The sequence below is a fragment of the Streptomyces sp. NPDC039609 genome (assembly GCF_055596705.1).
Genome location: NZ_JBVIUJ010000015.1, coordinates 1 through 17,516 on the forward strand (window position 1 = coordinate 1; position 17,516 = coordinate 17,516).

Below are 17,516 nucleotides of genomic sequence, written 5' to 3' on the forward strand. Positions count from 1 at the left end.
CTCAAGGAACGGACGCTTCCTTCGTACTCACCCTCTCGGGCTTTCCTCCGGGCTTTTCCCTTCGGTCTTGCGTTTCCGACTCTATCAGATCTTTCCGATCCGATTTCCTCGGTGCTTTCCGGCCTCTTCGGTTTCCCGTTTCGGCCTTCCGGCGTTTCCGACTCTATCAGATCCTTTCGGGCCTGATTCCCAGTCAGAGTGGGTTGTCTTTGCGGCTGTTGGGCCGTTCCGACGCTCAAACTCTAGCGGATTTCCCGGGCGACTCATAATCGAGTCAATCGAAATGAATTTCGGCATGCCGAAATTCTTCCCGGCTGGGAGATCGTACTGAGTAGAGGTGCCGCATCAGCGGCGGGAGTGGCTGTCGCAGAACCGTTCCGGCCCCGTGACAACTCGGAGAACACTACGGATACGGCGGGTGCGTGTCAACCCCGCCCCGGTGGCCTCTTCGGGCGTCGCCTCCAGGTGCCTGCCGGGGGTCTCAGTCCAGGTCGGTGAGCCGGCCGCCCGCGTCCGGCTGGGTGTGTTCGACCCTGCGGAGGAGGCGGATCAGCATGTCGCCGAGGCCGCCGCGCTCCTCGCTCGTCAGGTCCTGGAGGAGCTTCTCCTCGAAGTCCGTCGCCATGCGCATCGCCTCGAGCCACTTCGAGCGGCCCTCGTCGGTGAGCTCCACGATCACCCGTACGCGGTTGTTCTCGTCGCGATCGCGGGTGACGAGACCCTCGCCGGCCATCCGGTCGATGCGGTGGGTCATGGCGGCCGGGGTCAGGCCGAGGCGCTTGGCCAGCTCGCCGGGGCCCAGGCGGTAGGGGGCGCCGGCCAGGACGAGGGTCTTGAGGACCTCCCACTCGGCGTTGCTGATGCCGAGGTCGGCGAGCTGGCGGCCGTACGCCACGTTCATGCGCCGGTTCAGCCGGCCCAGGGCGGAGACCACCTTCTCGACCTGGGGGTCGAGCTCGCGGAACTCGCGCTGGTAGGCCGCGATCTGTTCGTCGAGGCTCGGCTCCTGCAGGGGCTGCGGGCCGGGCTGCTCGGGGTTGTCGGACATGCGGGGAGTATCCCACGGGTCCTCGTTGGCATTGAAGTCCTTCCATGTGTATTGTTAAGGATCTAATTTTACTGTTGAAGTCTTCACGGTTGATGCCTACAGGGCTGAACCGTCGATCGAAGTGGGTGAGTGTGACCAAGGCGATGGGTGCAGCGATGCGCCGGATCCAGGCAGGCAGCGCGCTGAGCGCGTTCGGACTCGGCTTCACCGTTCCGTACCTCTATGTGTATGTCGCTCAGGTGCGGGACCTGGGTGCTTCCACGGCGGGCATCGTGCTCGCCGTCTTCGCCATGGCCGCGCTCGTGGTGCTGCCCTTCAGCGGGCGGGCCATCGACCGGCGTGGTCCGGTTCCCGTCCTTCTGGTCGCCGCCGTCCTCGCGTCCCTCGGCGCTCTGGGCATGGGGCTCTCGGAGAGCGTGCCCGCCGCCGTCGGCTCGGCCGCGCTGCTCGGTGCCGGTACCGCCGTGATGCAGCCGGCCCTCGCGACGATGATCGTCTGGTGCTCGGACCCGGCCACCCGTACGCGTTCCTTCGCCATGCAGTTCTTTCTGCAGAACCTCGGACTCGGCGTAGGTGGTCTGATCGGCGGCCAGCTCGTCGACGCGAGCCGGCCGGACAGCTTCCTTCTTCTCTTCTCCATCGAAGCCGTGATGTTCCTGGTGCTCGCCGGGATCGTGCTGACCGTGCGGATGCCGGGCTCCCCCGCCCTGCAGGGCACCCGTCCCGCCGGCAAGGGCGGCGGCGTCCGGGCGCTGCTCGGGCACAAGGCCATGGTCCAGCTCTGCGTCCTCGGCTTCGTGCTGTTCTTCGCCTGCTACGGGCAGTTCGAGTCGGGTCTCGCGGCGTACGGCACCGAGGCCGCCGGTATCCAACCGTCGACGCTCGGGATCGCGCTGGCCGCCAACACGGCCGTCATCGTCGTCGCGCAGTTCGTGGTGCTGCGGTTCGTCGAGCGTCGTCGCCGCTCGCGGGTGATCGCGGCCGTCGGTCTGATCTGGGCCGTGGCGTGGGTGATCGCCGGGTACGCGGGGCTCGGGCACGGCAGCCAGGCGATGGCGACCGCCGCCTTCGTCTCCACGTACGCCCTCTTCGGGCTCGGTGAGGCGATGCTGTCGCCGACCGTGGCGCCGCTGGTGGCCGACCTGGCTCCGGAGTCGATGGTCGGGCAGTACAACTCGGCGTTCGCTCTGGTCAAGCAGCTCGCGCTGGCCGTCGGGCCGGCCGTGGGCGGGCCCATGGGGGCCTCGCTGCACGGGCCGTACATCGTGACCTTCGTGCTCTTCTCGCTCGGGATCACGTACCTGGCGCTGCGGCTCGGCAGGCAGCTCACGCCGGTGCAGGACCAGCCGTCCCTGGCCACGAGGACCTCCCGGGTCGTGGCCCAGCATCTGCCGGAGAAGGAGAGCGTCTCCGCCTGACCTCTCAGTCGGGCAGGGCGAACTCGCACCAGACCGCTTTGCCGCCTCCAGGCGTACGGCGACTTCCCCAGGACGAGGCGATCGTCGCGATGATCGAGATTCCGCGACCCGCCTCGTCCTCCGTTTCCGCCCTGCGGCGGCGCGGCAGATGGTCGTCGCCGTCCGTGACCTCGATGATCAGACGCCGGTCGGTACGGCGCAGCCGCAGCCGCATCGGCGGGGTGCCGTGCTTGAGCGAGTTCGCCACCAGTTCGCTGGTGGCGAGGACGCCGAGGTCGCGCAGTTCGACCGGGAAGCGCCAGCTGGAGAGGACGCCCGACGCGAAGGCACGCGCGCGTGGGGCCGCCTCCACTCCGCCGAGGAGCTCCAGGGCCGCGTTGTGGAAGAGCTCGGCGTCCGCTCCCTTGCGGGCGGGGTGCTGGACCACCAGGACCGCCACGTCGTCGTCGTGCTCCGCGGTGACACCGAGCGAGCGCAGCAGCCGGTCGCAGACGACCTGCGGGGTGCCGAGCGCGCCGGACAGGGCGCGCTCCAGCGCGGCGACGCCTTCGTCGATGTCCTCGCGGCGGCGTTCGACCAGGCCGTCCGTATAGAGGACGGCGGTGGAGCCGGGGGGCAGGGCGATCGTGCCGGAGGTGTGCAGCCAGCCGCCGGTGCCGAGCGGGGGGCCGGTGGGGTCCTCGGCGCGGCGGACCGTGCCGTCCTCGTCCCTGACGAGGATCGGGAGGTGGCCGGCTGAGGCGTAGACGAGTTTGCCCTCGTTGGGGTCGTGGACCGCGTAGACACAGGTGGCGATCTGGCTGGCGTCGATCTCGGCGGCGAGGCCGTCGAGCAGCTGGAGCACTTCGTGCGGGGGCAGGTCGAGCCGGGCGTAGGCGCGAACGGCGGTGCGGAGCTGGCCCATGACGGCTGCGGCGCGCACCCCGCGGCCCATCACGTCGCCGATGACGAGTGCGGTGCGTCCCGCGCCGAGGGTGATGACGTCGTACCAGTCGCCGCCGACCGCCGCGTCCGTGCCGCCGGGCTGGTACGTGGCGGCGATCCGGAGGTCGTCGGGCTGTTCCAGCTCCTGCGGGAGCAGGGAGCGCTGGAGGGTGACGGCGGTCTCGCGGTGCCGGCGCTCGCTGGCGCGCAGCCGCTCGGCGGCTTCGGCGTGGTCGGTGACGTCGGCGGCGTGCACGAGGACGGCGCCGCCGTCGAAGCGCGGGGAGTCCACGGGCAGGCAGGTGACGGTGTACGAGCCGCCGTCCTGGGTCTTGCGGGACTTGACCGTGCGGGGCTTCCCGCTGCGCAGGACCTGGTCCATCAGTGGCAGCAGGCCCAGCTCGTGGGCCTCGGGGCAGACGTCGGCGACGGTGGCCCCGGTGGGGCGGGGTCCGAAGGCGGCGGCGTACGCGTCGTTCACATAGGCGATGCGGTGCTCGGAGCCGTGCACGAGCGCGACGAGGCCGGGGAGTCGGCCGATGATCTCCCGTACGGAGAAGTCCTCCAGGGCGGGGACTTCGTCGGGGAGGGGCTCAGGCTGCTGCTCGTACTCCCCGCGGGCCGCGGGCACGGAGCCCTCGGTCCCCCGCGCCGCCGTGCGGCGCTGCGTGCCGGGGAGTCGGGCGCTCCAACGGGTGAAGTTCACGGATCTGTATGCCTCGTGGTGTCGTTGGCCGTGCTGAGTCACTCTGTGCAGGTGTGAGCCCACCTATGGTCACACGTCCAGTGTGACCGACCGTACTGACATCGGTGTCAGTCGGGCTTCGGGCCGTTCTTGGGCGGCGGGGGCGCGGCGGCGAGTTCGAACTCGGCGCGCGGGTGTTCCAGCGAGCCGAGCGAGACGATCTCCCGCTTGAACAGGCCGGACAGGGTCCATTCGGCCAGGACACGGGCCTTCCGGTTGAAGGTGGGGACGCGGCTGAGGTGGTAGGCGCGGTGCATGAACCAGGCCGGGTAGCCCTTGAGTTTGCGACCGTAGACGTGCGCCACCCCCTTGTGAAGGCCGAGGGACGCCACGGAGCCCGCGTATTTGTGGGCGTACTCCTTGAGCGGCTGTCCGCGGAGGGAGGCGGCGATGTTCTCGGCCAGCACCTTGGTCTGGCGCAGGGCGTGCTGCGCGTTCGGCGCGCACTCGGCGCCCGGCTCCTCCGCGGTGATGTCGGGGACGGCGGCCGCGTCGCCGGCCGCCCAGGCGTGTTCGACGCCGTCGACGGTCAATTGTGCCGTGCAGGTGAGCCGGCCGCGGCCGTTGAGCGGCAGGTCGGTGGCGGCGAGGACCGGTGCGGGTTTGACGCCGGCGGTCCAGACGACCGTACGGGTCGGGAGGCGTGTGCCGTCGCTGAGGACGGCGATCCGGTCCTCGCAGGACTCGAGGCGGGTCTCGAGACGTACGTCGATGTTGCGGCCGCGCAGCTCGCGGATCGCGTACTTGCCCATCTTCTCGCCGACCTCGGGCAGGATCCGGTTCGACGCCTCGACCAGGACCCATTTCAGGTCCTCGGGCTTGACGTTGTGGTAGTACCGCGCGGTGTAGCGGGCCATGTCCTCCAGCTCGGCGAGGGCCTCCACGCCCGCGTAGCCGCCGCCGACGAAGACGAAGGTGAGGGCGGCGTCGCGCAGGCCCGGGTCGCGGGTGGAGGAAGCGATGTCCATCTGTTCGATGACGTGGTTGCGCAGTCCGATGGCCTCCTCGACGGTCTTGAAGCCGATGGCGTAGTCGGCGAGGCCGGGGACGGGGAGGGTGCGGGAGATCGAGCCGGGCGCGATGACCAGTTCGTCGTAGGTGAGCCGGATGTTCCCCGTTCCCTCCTCCTCGGTGGCGAGGGTGGAGAGGGTCGCGGTCCGCTTGGCGTGGTCGACGGCGTGGACCTCGCCGATGACGATCCGGCACTTGTCGAGGACGCGGCGGAGCGGGACGACGACGTGGCGCGGGGAGATCGAGCCGGCGGCCGCTTCGGGGAGGAAGGGCTGGTACGTCATGTACGGCTCGGGCGTGACCACCACGATCTCGGCCGCACCGCTTCTGAGCTCGGCCTTGAGCTGCCGCTGGAGGCGCAGCGCGGTGTACATCCCGACGTAGCCACCGCCGACAACGAGAATGCGCACAGGTTCGGTCACTGTCCCATGACGCAACGCCGTTCGGGGTTTGTCCACAGGCCCGGCAAATTGTGTGACCGGTGGGGCGTGGAGGCGCGGGGTGGCGCGTGAGGTGGGTGCGGCGGGAAGTGCGCAGGTCAGGGTGGGCGTGTGGGGTGAGTCGGGGGGTCATAATCGGGAGAGTTCAGGCCCTTGCTCCGATCGGGGGGCGCACCGTACGGAACTCCCCCTTCTGAATTGACCTCGACTCAACTATGTTCGTACCTCGTCGGGGTATCGGATCGCTGCGCGTAGACCAGTGCGTGGGACGGTCCGGTCGATCCCGTGTCAGGGCGGGGAGTCTCCGGGGGGAGACATCATGAGCGGGGGAACGCTTATGCACATGCAGGATTCGCGTTGGCAGGCCGTCGTCGGCACGACGGACGGCTCGGTCAACGGACGGACGGGAGCGTCGGCGCACGTCGGCCGCTCGGCTCCGCTGCGCGTGGACGCGCAGCGGAATCTGGAGCACGTCCTGCGCGCCGCGCGCGAGGTCTTCGGCGAACTCGGTTACGGGGCGCCGATGGAGGACGTGGCCCGTCGGGCCCGGGTCGGTGTCGGCACGGTCTACCGCCGCTTCCCGAGCAAGGACGTCCTGGTGCGCCGGATCGCCGAGGAGGAGACCTCCCGGCTGACGGACCAGGCCCGTGCGGCTCTCGGTCAGGAGGAAGAGCCCTGGTCGGCGCTCTCCCGTTTCCTGCGCACGTCGGTTGCCTCGGGCGCCGGAAGGCTGCTGCCGCCGCAGATCCTGCGGGTGGGCGTGGACGCGGACGACCTGGTGCTGCCGGCACGGTCGGCGGAGGACGAGACGCGCGTACCGCACCAGCGGGGTTTCGGCGACCAGGCCGAGCATCGCGTCGGACCGCGGGCGGTGCCTGAGTCCGAGCAGGACGACGCCGGAGCCTCGGAGCTCCTGGAGGTCGTCGGGCGGCTGGTCGACCGGGCCCGTGAGGCGGGCGAGCTGCGGACGGACGTGACCGTGGCGGACGTCCTTCTCGTCATAGCCACGGCGGCGCCCGCGCTGCCGGACGCGGCGCAGCAGGCGGCGGCCTCGGCCCGGCTCCTGGACATCCTCCTGGAGGGTCTGCGCTCGCGGTAGCGGATGCCGGGCCTGCGGCGTCGGGTGACGGTCGGGACGTCGGATGGTCCGGGCGGACCGTTGAGCATTCCACGAACGGATGAACGGTTACGCCCGGATACAGGAAGTCGCCCCGGACGGGTGGTAAGTGGACGGGAGGGTTCGACCCACCTGCGCTCTGTGGCACGCTGTGCCCGTGTTCGGGTCTGAGCGTGCGTACGGGGGCTTCCGCGATGAGCGGTGACGGTCGGGACGAACCGCTGGGCAACGGCGGTGCCACGGAGACCGGGGGCCTGCCTTCCCGGCAGGTGCCGAGCCAGGGCGGGCCAGGAGGCTCCTCTCGTGCGCCCACGCGCACGACGGCCGCGTCGCAGGGTCTCGCCGTACCGGGGCGCGCCGATCCGAGCGTGCCCACGCAGCGTGAGCGGGGGCTCCGGCCGGTCGGCGAAGGCGCCGGTGAGCCCGACTCCGTACTGCCGCCGCCCGTCGAACTGCCGCTGTCCGACGCCGATCTCATCCAGCTGATGCGGGACGGCGACGACAGCGCGTACGAAGAGCTGTTCCGACGCCACTCCGAGGCCGTACGGCGCTACGCCAGGACGTGCTGCCGCGACGCGCACACCGCCGACGACCTGACGGCGGAGGTGTTCGCCCGGACACTCCAGGCCGTACGGGGCGGGGCGGGGCCCGAGCAGGCCGTGCGTGCCTACCTCCTGACCACGGTCCGGCGGGTGGCCGCGAACTGGACGCGGACGCAGAAGCGGGAGCATCTGGTCGACGACTTCGCGGTGTTCGCGGCGCAGGCCGCTCGCGGCTCCGAGGTCTCCGACCAGAACGCGTCGTTCGGAGCGGGGCTCGATCTCGGCGCCGATGTCCTTGCCATGCACGAGGCCGAGCAGTCCCTGGCCATGCAGGCGTTCCGCTCGCTGCCCGAGCGGTGGCAGGCCGTGCTGTGGCACACGACGGTCGAGGAGGAGTCGCCGAGCGAGGTCGCACCGCTGTTCGGCCTGACCGCCAACGCCACTGCCGTGCTCGCCAGTCGGGCCCGCGAGGGCCTCAAGCAGGCGTACCTCCAGGCCCATGTCAGCCAGTCCCTCACCGCCGGCGGGGACTGCTCCCGCTACGCCGACCGGCTCGGCGCCTATGCGCGCGGCGGGCTGCGGATGCGGGCGGAGCGGGGGCTGCGCAAGCACCTGGAGGAGTGCGCCAAGTGCCGGCTCGCCGCCGGTGAACTGGCCCACGTCAACGCCGGGATCCCCGCGCTGCTGCCGGTCGCCGTCATCGGCTGGTTCGCCGCCGGGTACTCGCTCAAGGCCGCGGGCATCGTGGCCGGTGGTGTGGCGGGCGCGGCGGGTGCCGGTGCGGCCGCCGCCGCGACGGGGGCCGGTTCGTCGAGCACGGCCGGGGCGTCCTCCGCCGCCGTGGCCGAGGGGCTCGGCGCTCCCGCGAAGGCCGGCATCGCGGCAGCCGTGGCGGTCGCCGCGACCGCCGGTCTGGTGTGGGCGCTGTCCGGGGATCCGCAGCCGGTCGCGCAGCCCGTGCCGTCGCCGCCCGCCGTCGTACCCGTCGTACCCCCGGAGCCGACGCCGCCGCCGAAGCCGACGCCCGAGCCCACTCCGCCGCCGGCCCCGCCCGTACAGGCCCCGGAGCCGACACCGACGCCCACGCCGCCCCCTCCGCCGCCCGAGCCCAGCCCCACGCCCACTCCGAAGCCGGCCCCGCCGGCCCCCGCGCCGAAGCCCGAGCCCAACCCGCCGAAGCCGACCCCGCCGCCCGCTCCTCCCGCCGTGTACCAGGTCAACCGGCTGGACTACGGGATCTTCGGTGACGGCACCGAGCCGGAGGTACGGCTCGGGGACAGCAGTTGGATGTGGCAGCGCAACGGTCTGGCGATCGACGGCACACGGTACGCGCACGGGGTGAGCGTGCACGCGCCGTCCTCCGTCACCATCGATCTCAACCGCCGGTGCACCGGCTATGACGCGGTCGTCGGCGTCGACGACCTGAGCGTGCCCCTCAGGGCCGGCGGCATCCGCTTCTCCGTCTACGGCGACGACGAACGGCTCTGGCGCTCGGACGTGCTCCGGCCGGGCGACCCGGCGGTCCCGGTCCATGTGGGCATCGCTGGCCGCACGACGATCCGCCTGGTCGTGGAGGAGCACACACCGTTCGGACGGGCCGCGGTGGCGGACTGGGCGCAGTCGCAGATCAGCTGCGCCTGAGCCGGGTGCGGATGCCGGTCGCGTACGAGGGTCAGAACTCGGAGGTGTCGAGTTCGAAGCTGAGGGGAGCCGGGAGGAGTACGGGCGTTCCCAGCTTGTGGCTGGCTTTGTGCGCGTAGTCGTCACCCAGGGGTCGGGAGCAGACGATGGCCTCGTCGGCGTCGCGATCGATCAGCAGGTAGAGAGGGATGCCGGCGCGGGCGTAGCCACGGATCTTCTGCACACGGTCACGGCTGGCGGTGGAGGAGGACGTGACCTCGGCTACGAGGACGACTGCGTCCGGTGTGTGCCATTCCTCCTGATCGTCGAAGCTGCCCTTGGGTGCAATGACGAGGTCGGGAATGACATGACCAGTCTCGGAGGCTCCCGGGACGTACAAGCCGATTCCGGTGGAGTTGCGCAGCTTGTTGTCGACACGACGGGCGATCACCTGTTCCACCACTTCCGTCACGATCGCCTCGTGCTCCCCATTTGCTGGTGGTGTCACGTGGATCTCCCCTTCGATCAGCTCCACGCGCCAGCCTTTGGGGGCCAGCGCACTGAACAGCTCGAAGGTCTCCTGGACACCCGCCCCCTCACGGTCGGGCACCTCGTGGCCGGGGAACCCACCCTCTGGGATAGGCAGAGCCATCGCCATGACGGACCTCCTTCGCTCGGTGCGACGCTCCCAGACTAGGCCCAACCTCAGGCGCAGATCCGAAACGTTCACTCGAACGAGCGTGCTGTTACGTTTCGTCCCCGGCCGCCCGCCACCCCCGCACGCCCGTACCCCTCACGCCGGAAGCGACCGCGTCGACGGCACCAGCGGGCCCACTACCGCCCGTTGCCTCGGAGGGGCCGCCGTGCCCGTCCAGCAGGTGCCGCGGCGGGCGAGGAGGCGGTGGAGCCAGAGTTCGGTGGAGACGAGGTCGGCCAGGCCGTCCAGGGGGACCGGTTCGCCCTCGGAGGCCGCGCGGAGGGCCTTGCGGACCACGCGGGCCTCGATCAGGCCCGCGTCGGCGAGGAGCGGGGCCGAGAAGAGGGCCATGAGGTCGGGGAGCGCGGCCCGCAGGCCCGCGCGGACGGCCGAGGCCGGGACCACGGGGTTCGGCGTGCCCCAGCCCGACGGGAGGTCGTGGATGCCCGCCCCCGCGAGGACGGTGCGCAGGACGGCCGCCCGGGCGCCCGGCTGGACGCGCAGGGATTCGGGGAGGACGCGGCAGGCCCGTACGACCTGGTTGTCGAGGAAGGGCGCGTGCAGGCGCTGGCTGCGGATCTCCGCCGCCTGTTCCAGGACCCGGTGGTCGGCCGCCGCCCGGGCGAGTGCCGCACGCGCGCGTGCCTCCCCCGGTCGCTGTACCGATGTCGGCAGGGTCGCGGCCCGGTTCAGGCGAACCGATACTTCAGCCAGTGCCTCACCGGTGAGCCAGCGTGCCGCGGGGCCGGGACGGGACCAGGTCAGGGCGGAGAGGGACGCCTCCAGGGGACCGAAGGCCCCCTGCCCCGGGCGGTTGGCCTCCAGGAGCCGTGTCGCCGCCACCTCCAGGCCCGAGCGGTAGGGGGTACGGGCGAGCCGACGCGCGGCCCGGTACACCGTCAGCGGCACCAGCAGTGAACCCGCCGACGGGCCGGTGGCCTTGGCGAGTGCCGTCACCGGGCGCACCAGCGACCTGCGCCGCCGGTCCATCAGCAGATCGGCGAGGCGCGCCGGGTGCGCGTCCAGGACCTGACGGGCCCCCAGGCCCGTGAAGTGGTCCGCGCTGCCGCCCGCGAGGCGCCGCCGGTGCCGGTCGGCGACGACGAGCGAGGGACCCGGCTCGTCGGTCAGCGGACCGTCCAGCTCCGCGTAGGGCAGCGCCTCCTCGCCGGCCGCCACGACCACATGGTGCAGCCGCGGGTTCTCGGCGATCGCCCGGGCCCGCTCCAGCTCGTCCTCCCGGCCCGGAGCACCGCCCGGACCTCCCTGGGCGGTGAGGTCGTTGAAGGTGACGGCGAGCAGCCGCTCCCCCGCGCCCGTGCCGTGACCGAGGATCGTCCCGGGCACGCCCGGGAGGCCGGCCGCCAGCAGCGCGAGCGTGCCCGACGCGCTGCCCCCGGAGAGATCCGCGCCGATCCCGGGTGCGGGGCCGCCGCCCCGGGCCGCCCGCCGCTCGGCGGGCCCCATGCCGGGGACGGGCCCGGGGTCCGGCAGCGGGAAGTCCGGCGCGTGCCGGGGAGCGGTGAGCCGGGCCCGTACGGCGTCGACCAGCGCGTCCCGCACTCCCTCCACCGCCCGGCGCGGCTCGACCTCGGCGGCGGCGACCGCGAGCGAGGCCACCGCCTCGTAGCCGGTGATCTCGCGCGAACCCTCGCGCAGGATCAGCGCGTGCCCGGGCGGCACCCGCTTCACCCCTTCGTACGGTGTCGAGTCGCGCAGCGCCTCCGGGGTCTCGGGGCACGCGAGGAGCGCGGCCAGATGCCCGATGTCGAGCTGGGCCTCGATGAGGTCCGCGAGGGGCAGGGCGGCGGTGGCATACGCCGTGCCGTTGGCCCACGGGGTGTGGAACACCGGCCGGGCGCCCGCCAGATCGCCCGTGACGGTGATCCGGCGGCCGACCTTCACGACCGCGGTGTAGCTGCCGGCCCAGGCGGTGAGATGGCGCAGCGCGCCCCCGCGCGCGGTGAGGAGCCCAACCCTCAGCTCCTCGTCGCTCGCGGCACAACACCCCAGTACGGCAAGGCGGGTGTGTGCGTCGATGCTGATCAGCCGGACCTCGTCGGGGCGCCAGTCGCCGACCGCCCAGAGGGGATCGGGGTCACCCCACAGCAGCTGTGCGCCCACCGGCTGGACCGTGCGCCCCTCGGAGGCCGCACCCCCCACGGCGCCGGCCGTACCCGTCGGACCGAAGCTCGCGGCGACACTGCTCCAGCCCACCAGCCATCGCATCGGCGCCTCCACGTAGTTCAGTGGAGGAACATGCTGCCACGACAACGGCGCACAGGAGGGGCTCCGGGGTCGCGCGCGCAAAGGTGAATGCGCCCCTGGCATGGGACAGTTGCGGCCGCTTCGGCCACCGTCGTCATTCGGCCATTCTCAGCAGCGCCAGGAGTAGCCGTCTGTCCGGGAAGTGTCCGGCAGTCCGGGAGGCGCTGTCCGCCTCCCGGAGCCGTCCGCCGCCCGCGGGGAGCGGGGCGGCGGTATCCCCCAGCCCACCGGTCCACAGCCGGGTGGGCCGACCCACGCAGCACTCATGGAAGCGCTCCCGCTCCGACCGGGCGAGAGCGCACGGCCGGGCGCACGGCCACACAACCGGAGCACGCGCCCGGAGCCGCCCCACGGGCGCCACCCCACGTTCCACGCGCCGACGTCACTACGCCATCCGTCCCCCATCCGTCTGTTCACACAACAATCCCGCCATACGGAACTCCGCCCCTTAACGGTAGGGATGCGGCGAACTACGCTGTGTTTACGAATGCCGCACGCCTATGCCCGGCGTCGTGGCGGCCGTCTTGGGTGTCGAGGGGTGGCGTCATGTCCAGGGAGCAACGCGGGCCGAACGAAAAGCTCGGCACGGTTCTCGCCCTCGCGGGAATCAGCAACGCCGGCCTCGCCCGGCGCGTCAACGACCTGGGGGCACAACGGGGCCTGACGCTTCGTTACGACAAGACCTCGGTGGCCCGGTGGGTGTCGAAGGGCATGGTGCCGCAGGGCGCCGCGCCGCATCTGATCGCGGCCGCGATCGGCCAGAAGCTCGGCCGGCCGGTGCCGCTGCACGAGATCGGCCTCGCCGACGCCGACCCGGCGCCCGAGGTGGGTCTCGCCTTCCCGCGCGACGTGGGTGAGGCGGTCCGCTCGGCCACCGAGCTGTACCGTCTCGACCTCGCGGGCCGACGGGCCGGCGGCGGCGGGATCTGGCAGTCGCTCGCGGGATCCTTCGCGGTCAGCGCCTATGCGACCCCCGCCTCCCGGTGGCTGATAACGCCCGCCGACGCATCCGTCGAGCGGCTGCTCGAACCCGCCGAAGGACCGGTGCCCGAAGGGCCCGAGACCGGCCCCCACGCGCGCGTGGGGCACAGCGACGTCGCCAAGCTCCGCGAGGCGGCCGAGGACGCGCGCCGCTGGGACTCCAAGTACGGGGGCGGCGACTGGCGTTCCTCGATGGTCCCTGAGTGCTTACGGGTCGATGCCGCCCCGCTGCTGCTCGGCTCGTACTCGGACGAGGTCGGCCGGGCCCTGTTCGGCGCGACGGCCGAGCTGACCCGGCTGGCCGGCTGGATGGCCTTCGACACCGGTCAGCAGGAGGCCGCCCAGCGCTACTACATCCAGGCGCTGCGGCTGGCGCGCGCCGCGGCCGACGTGCCGCTCGGCGGGTACGTCCTCGCGTCCATGTCCCTCCAGGCCACCTACCGGGGCTTCGCCGACGAGGGCGTGGACCTCGCCCAGGCCGCCCTGGAGCGCAACCGGGGGCTCGCCACCGCCCGCACCATGTCCTTCTTCCGGCTCGTCGAGGCCCGGGCGCACGCCAAGGCCGGCGACGGGCCGGCGGCCGCGGCCGCGCTCAAGGCGGCCGAGGGCTGGCTGGAGCGCTCACGGCAGGGCGACGCCGACCCGTCGTGGCTGGGCTTCTACTCGTACGACCGGTTCTGCGCGGACGCCGCCGAGTGCTACCGGGACCTGAAGGCGCCGCGCCAGGTGCGCCGCTTCACGGAGCAGGCGCTGTCCCGGCCGACGGAGGAGTTCGTCCGCTCGCACGGGCTGCGGCTCGTGGTGTCGGCGGTGGCCGAGCTGGAATCGGGCAATCTGGACGCGGCCTGCGCGGCGGGCACGCGCGCGGTGGAGGTGGCGGGTCGTATCTCGTCCGCCCGCACCACCGAGTACGTACGGGATCTTCTGCACCGCCTGGAGCCGTACGGAGACGAGCCGAGGGTCATCGAGCTGCGGGAGCGGGCCCGTCCGCTGCTGATGACTCCGGCGTGACGCGTGTCCCACCGGGTTTAACGGGATTGTCAGTGGGTCAGTGCACTATCGGGGTGGGAGGTGGTGCAGGTGTCGGTGTCCGCACGGTCCGTACGCGACGTGGACTGCGACGTGCTCGTCGTCGGCGGCGGGATCGTCGGTCTGTCGACGGCGTACGCCCTGACCCGCTCCGCGCCCGGTACCCGCGTGACGGTCCTGGAGAAGGAGCACGGCCCGGCCCGCCACCAGACGGGGCGGAACAGCGGCGTGATCCACAGCGGGATCTACTACCGCCCGGGGTCCCTGAAGGCGCGGTTCGCGGTCGCGGGGGCGGCCGAGATGGTCAAGTTCTGCGCGGAGTACGGCCTGCCGTACGAGGTCACGGGCAAGCTGATCGTCGCGACCGGGCGGGACGAGCTCCCCCGGCTGCACGCGCTCGTGCAGCGCGGCCGGGAGAACGGCATCCCGGTGCGCGAGCTGGGCCCCGCGCAGATCAGCGAGTACGAGCCGCGGGTGCGGGGGCTCGCCGCGATCCACGTCGGCACGACCGGGATCTGCGACTACGGAGCGGTGGCGGCGCAGCTCGCCGAGTCCTCCGGGGCGCGGATCCTGTACGGCTCCGAGGTCACCGCGATCGACCGCCGGCCCTGGGGCGTCGCCGTCCGCACGGCCGCCGGGGCGGTGGTGCGGGGGCGGGTCCTGGTGAACTGCGCGGGGTTGCACTGCGACCGGGTGGCCCGGCTCGCGGGCGACGAGCCGGGGATGCGGATCGTCCCCTTCCGCGGGGAGTACTTCGAGCTGGCGGACCCCTCGCTGGTGCGCGGCCTGGTCTATCCGGTGCCGGACCCTGCCTTCCCCTTCCTCGGGGTCCATCTGACGCGGGGCGTCGACGGCGGTGTGCACGTGGGGCCGAACGCGGTGCCGGCGCTGGCCCGCGAGGGGTACGGCTGGTCGGCCGTCCGGCCCGGCGACCTGGCGGGGACGCTGGCGTGGCCCGGATCGTGGCAGATCGCGCGGGAGCACTGGCGGTACGGAGCGGGTGAGCTGCGCCGGTCGCTGTCGAAGCGGGCCTTCACGGAGGCGGTGCGCAGGCTGCTGCCGGTGGTGGAGGAAACGGATCTGCGGCGGGCGCCGGCGGGGGTACGGGCGCAGGCGGTGCTGCGGGACGGCACGCTGCTGGACGACTTCCTGATCCGTGAGGCCCCCCGGACGATCCACGTGCTGAACGCCCCGAGCCCGGCGGCGACGGCGTCGCTCCCGATCGGCCGGGAGATCGCCACGAGGGCGCTGTCCTTTCTGTAGTCCTCGCCACAGCGGAGTGGGGTGAGCGCGCCCGTAGAATTGGGGGCATTGTGTCTGAGTCTCAAGAAACCGCCACCCGCCCCGTCGCCGAGCCCGTCGTCGCCCGCCGGGGCAGTCGGATGTTCGCCGCCGGAGAAGGGCCCCTGCCCGATCCCGCCGGTTCGCACCACGAGCGGCGCATCCGCAGCTTCCAGCCCCGCCGCAGCCGCGTCACCGCGGGGCAGGCCGAGGCGATGCTCAAGCGGTGGCCCGACTGGGGTCTCGACATCGACGGCAAGCGGATCCTCGATCTGAAGGAGATGTTCGGCGACCTCCCCGTCGTCCTGGAGATCGGCTTCGGCATGGGCGAGGCCACGGCCGAGATGGCCGCCGCCGACCCCGGCACCGGCATCCTCGCCGTGGACGTCCACACCCCCGGTCAGGGCAACCTCCTCGGTCTCGCCGACCGCAACGGGCTCGAGAACGTCCGCGTCGCCAACGGCGACGCGATCATCCTGCTGCGAGAGATGCTCGGCCCCGATGCCCTCGACGGCTGCCGCGTCTACTTCCCGGATCCCTGGCCCAAGAAGCGCCACCACAAGCGGCGCCTGATCCAGCCCGAGTTCCTGACGCTGCTCGCGACACGGATGAAGTCCGGCGCCGTCCTGCACTGCGCCACCGACTGGGAGGAGTACGCCGAGCAGATGCTCGAGGTCCTCTCCGCCCACCCCGACTTCGAGAACACGCAGGCCGACGGCGGCTACGCACCCCGCCCCGCCTTCCGTCCCCTCACCCGCTTCGAGGGGCAGGGCCTCGACAAGGGCCACCTCGTGCACGACCTGCTCTTCGCCAGGAAGTAGGACGTCGAGGGCGGAACTCCCTCGCGGGGTGTCAGTCGCTGTCGTTAGGGTCGATCACGTGTCGAACCACGTGCCCGTCCCTGCCCGGGACACCGAGGAGCCCGACTTCACGGCTGTCCCGGACCGCGCCCAGTGGCGCTACCGGCCCCGCCGCGCGTTCTGGCGCAGCAAGGTGGTCCGGGCGGTCGCCGTGGTCACGCTGCTCACGCTCTGCGCGCTGGTGATCCTCGCGATCGTGCGGGACCAGACCGGCACCGAGGGGTTCCTCGTCGGCCTCGGCCTGGCCGTCCTGCCCGTCCCTCTGCTGGTCGCCGCATTCCGCTGGCTCGACCGCGTCGAACCCGGCCCGTGGCGGAACCTGATCTTCGCGTTCTGCTGGGGCGCCTTCGCCGCCGCGCTCGTCTCGATCATCGCCAACTCCTTCGCGGTCCGCTGGATAGCCACCGCCACGGCCGACCCCGCGTCCGCCGACACCCTCGGCGCCACGGTCGTGGCACCGGTGGTCGAGGAGAGCGCCAAGGCCGCCGCCGTACTGCTGATCTTCCTGCTGCGCCGCCGCGAGTTCACCGGTCTCGTCGACGGCGTCGTGATCGCCGGCCTCACCGCGAGCGGCTTCGCCTTCACCGAGAACATCCTCTATCTCGGCCGGGCCTTCGGCGAGGACCAGGAGATCGGCACGACCGGCATCGGCTCGATGACCGCCGGCACCTTCTTCGCACGGATCGTGATGTCGCCGTTCGCGCATCCGCTCTTCACCGTGCTCACCGGCCTCGGCTTCGGCTTCGCCGCCCTCGCCACCCGGCGCCAGCGCGTGCGGCGCGTCCTGCTTCCGGTGGCCGGTCTCGTCCTCTCGATGGGCGTGCACGCCCTGTGGAACGGCTCGGCGACCATCCTCGGACCGTGGGGCTTCATCGTCGTGTACGGCATCTTCATGGTGCCCGCGTTCGGTCTGCTGACCTGGCTGGCGATATGGAGCAGGCAGCGGGAGCTGCGCACGATATCCGGGCAGCTCCCGGCGTACGCCGCGGCCGGCTGGCTCTCCCCCGCCGAGCCGCTCGCGCTCTCCTCGATGCGGGCCCGTTCCCTCGCCCGCGACTTCGCCCGCCGCACGTACGGCCCGGCGGCCGCCGTCGCGGTCGGGGAGTACGAGGCGTTCGCGACGACCCTCGCCTTCCTGCGCCACCGCGCCCAGCGCGGCGCGGGCGCTCCGGACTTCCTCGCCCGCGAGCAGGAGCTGCTCCACCACCTCTGGCAGCGCAAGGCGGTCGCATCCCCCGCCCTGACCTATGCCGCGCGGGCGACGGGCCAGGTCTGGGCGCCGCCCCAGTACCTCGACTACGGCGGCTACAACCCGTACCGGAGCTAGTTCGCGGGGCGCCTCCGGGTCGGTCAGCCGCAGGTCGAGCGTGGCCGGACGCCGACGGCACCGCGGGGGTGACGCGGTGTTCCGGCACGCCCGACGTCGGGGGGCCGCCGAAGGCGCGGGGGGTGCCGCAGGACCGCCGGAGTCGCGGGGGGGGCCGCCAGGACCGCCGAAGTCGCGGCGGGTGCCGCAGGACCGCCGGAGTCGCGGG

At 72.3% G+C, this 17,516-nt stretch carries 12 protein-coding genes; 7 read left to right on the top strand and 5 right to left on the bottom strand.

The genetic code is table 11. The annotated features are described in order from the left end of the window. Positions 1–481 precede the first annotated feature (481 nt). Positions 482–1,048 carry a MarR family winged helix-turn-helix transcriptional regulator gene (locus ACZ561_RS33840; RefSeq protein ID WP_376444049.1) on the bottom strand — a complete coding sequence of 189 codons (567 nt, stop codon included), beginning with the start codon at positions 1,046–1,048 and terminating at the stop codon, positions 482–484. 143 nt (positions 1,049–1,191) lie between these two features. Here ACZ561_RS33840 and ACZ561_RS33845 point away from each other — a divergent pair, with 143 nt between their 5' ends. After that, complete coding sequence (locus ACZ561_RS33845) at positions 1,192–2,466, top strand: MFS transporter (protein ID WP_471002923.1); 1,275 nt, start codon at positions 1,192–1,194, stop codon at positions 2,464–2,466. A 4-nt stretch (positions 2,467–2,470) separates the two neighbouring features. Here the strand turns inward: ACZ561_RS33845 and ACZ561_RS33850 are convergent, their stop codons facing one another. Beyond that, on the bottom strand, positions 2,471–4,096 hold the full coding sequence (locus ACZ561_RS33850) for an ATP-binding SpoIIE family protein phosphatase (protein WP_471002578.1): 1,626 nt from the start codon (positions 4,094–4,096) through the stop codon (positions 2,471–2,473). A gap of 107 nt (positions 4,097–4,203) precedes the next feature. Continuing rightward, positions 4,204–5,568 carry an NAD(P)/FAD-dependent oxidoreductase gene (locus ACZ561_RS33855; RefSeq protein ID WP_471002581.1) on the bottom strand — a complete coding sequence of 455 codons (1,365 nt, stop codon included), beginning with the start codon at positions 5,566–5,568 and terminating at the stop codon, positions 4,204–4,206. A gap of 355 nt (positions 5,569–5,923) precedes the next feature. On the opposite strand from ACZ561_RS33855, the gene ACZ561_RS33860 reads away from it, so the two are divergent. Together ACZ561_RS33860 and ACZ561_RS33865 are read left to right on the top strand one after the other, a co-directional pair. Beyond that, the gene (locus ACZ561_RS33860; RefSeq protein ID WP_471002926.1) at positions 5,924–6,685 is read left to right on the top strand and encodes a TetR/AcrR family transcriptional regulator; all 762 of its coding nucleotides are present in this window, start codon (positions 5,924–5,926) and stop codon (positions 6,683–6,685) included. A gap of 212 nt (positions 6,686–6,897) precedes the next feature. Next, positions 6,898–8,886, top strand: a complete 1,989-nt coding sequence (locus ACZ561_RS33865) for a sigma-70 family RNA polymerase sigma factor (protein ID WP_471002583.1) — start codon at positions 6,898–6,900, stop codon at positions 8,884–8,886. A 31-nt stretch (positions 8,887–8,917) separates the two neighbouring features. Here the strand turns inward: ACZ561_RS33865 and ACZ561_RS33870 are convergent, their stop codons facing one another. After that, entirely contained in the window at positions 8,918–9,517 is a 600-nt protein-coding gene (locus ACZ561_RS33870) for a Uma2 family endonuclease (RefSeq protein ID WP_471002929.1), read from the bottom strand. Positions 9,518–9,658: 141 nt separating this feature from the next. Continuing rightward, positions 9,659–11,791, bottom strand: coding sequence for an asparagine synthase-related protein (locus ACZ561_RS33875; protein ID WP_471002586.1), 2,133 nt, complete (start codon positions 11,789–11,791; stop codon positions 9,659–9,661). Between the two features lie 585 nt (positions 11,792–12,376). On the opposite strand from ACZ561_RS33875, the gene ACZ561_RS33880 reads away from it, so the two are divergent. The 4 genes from ACZ561_RS33880 (at position 12,377) to ACZ561_RS33895 (ending at position 17,308) form a co-directional block, all read left to right on the top strand. Next, positions 12,377–13,822, top strand: coding sequence for an MFS transporter (locus ACZ561_RS33880; protein ID WP_471002589.1), 1,446 nt, complete (start codon positions 12,377–12,379; stop codon positions 13,820–13,822). A gap of 69 nt (positions 13,823–13,891) precedes the next feature. Beyond that, the gene (lhgO, locus tag ACZ561_RS33885; RefSeq protein ID WP_471002591.1) at positions 13,892–15,103 is read left to right on the top strand and encodes an L-2-hydroxyglutarate oxidase; all 1,212 of its coding nucleotides are present in this window, start codon (positions 13,892–13,894) and stop codon (positions 15,101–15,103) included. Between the two features lie 119 nt (positions 15,104–15,222). Beyond that, complete coding sequence (gene trmB / locus ACZ561_RS33890; protein ID WP_471002932.1) at positions 15,223–15,942, top strand: tRNA (guanosine(46)-N7)-methyltransferase TrmB; 720 nt, start codon at positions 15,223–15,225, stop codon at positions 15,940–15,942. Positions 15,943–16,000: 58 nt separating this feature from the next. Then, positions 16,001–17,308, top strand: coding sequence for a PrsW family intramembrane metalloprotease (locus tag ACZ561_RS33895; protein WP_471002594.1), 1,308 nt, complete (start codon positions 16,001–16,003; stop codon positions 17,306–17,308). The last annotated feature ends 208 nt before the right edge of the window (positions 17,309–17,516 follow it).

What these genes read in the sequence shown, in the direction of transcription:
- ACZ561_RS33840 (WP_376444049.1), bottom strand. Translation starts at nt 1,048, where the DNA reads ATGTCCGACAACCCCGAGCAGCCCGGCCCGCAGCCCCTGCAGGAGCCG.
- ACZ561_RS33845 (WP_471002923.1), top strand. Translation starts at nt 1,192, where the DNA reads ATGGGTGCAGCGATGCGCCGGATCCAGGCAGGCAGCGCGCTGAGCGCG.
- ACZ561_RS33860 (WP_471002926.1), top strand. Translation starts at nt 5,924, where the DNA reads ATGCACATGCAGGATTCGCGTTGGCAGGCCGTCGTCGGCACGACGGAC.
- ACZ561_RS33865 (WP_471002583.1), top strand. Translation starts at nt 6,898, where the DNA reads ATGAGCGGTGACGGTCGGGACGAACCGCTGGGCAACGGCGGTGCCACG.
- ACZ561_RS33870 (WP_471002929.1), bottom strand. Translation starts at nt 9,517, where the DNA reads ATGGCTCTGCCTATCCCAGAGGGTGGGTTCCCCGGCCACGAGGTGCCC.
- ACZ561_RS33875 (WP_471002586.1), bottom strand. Translation starts at nt 11,791, where the DNA reads ATGCGATGGCTGGTGGGCTGGAGCAGTGTCGCCGCGAGCTTCGGTCCG.
- ACZ561_RS33880 (WP_471002589.1), top strand. Translation starts at nt 12,377, where the DNA reads ATGTCCAGGGAGCAACGCGGGCCGAACGAAAAGCTCGGCACGGTTCTC.
- trmB (WP_471002932.1), top strand. Translation starts at nt 15,223, where the DNA reads ATGTTCGCCGCCGGAGAAGGGCCCCTGCCCGATCCCGCCGGTTCGCAC.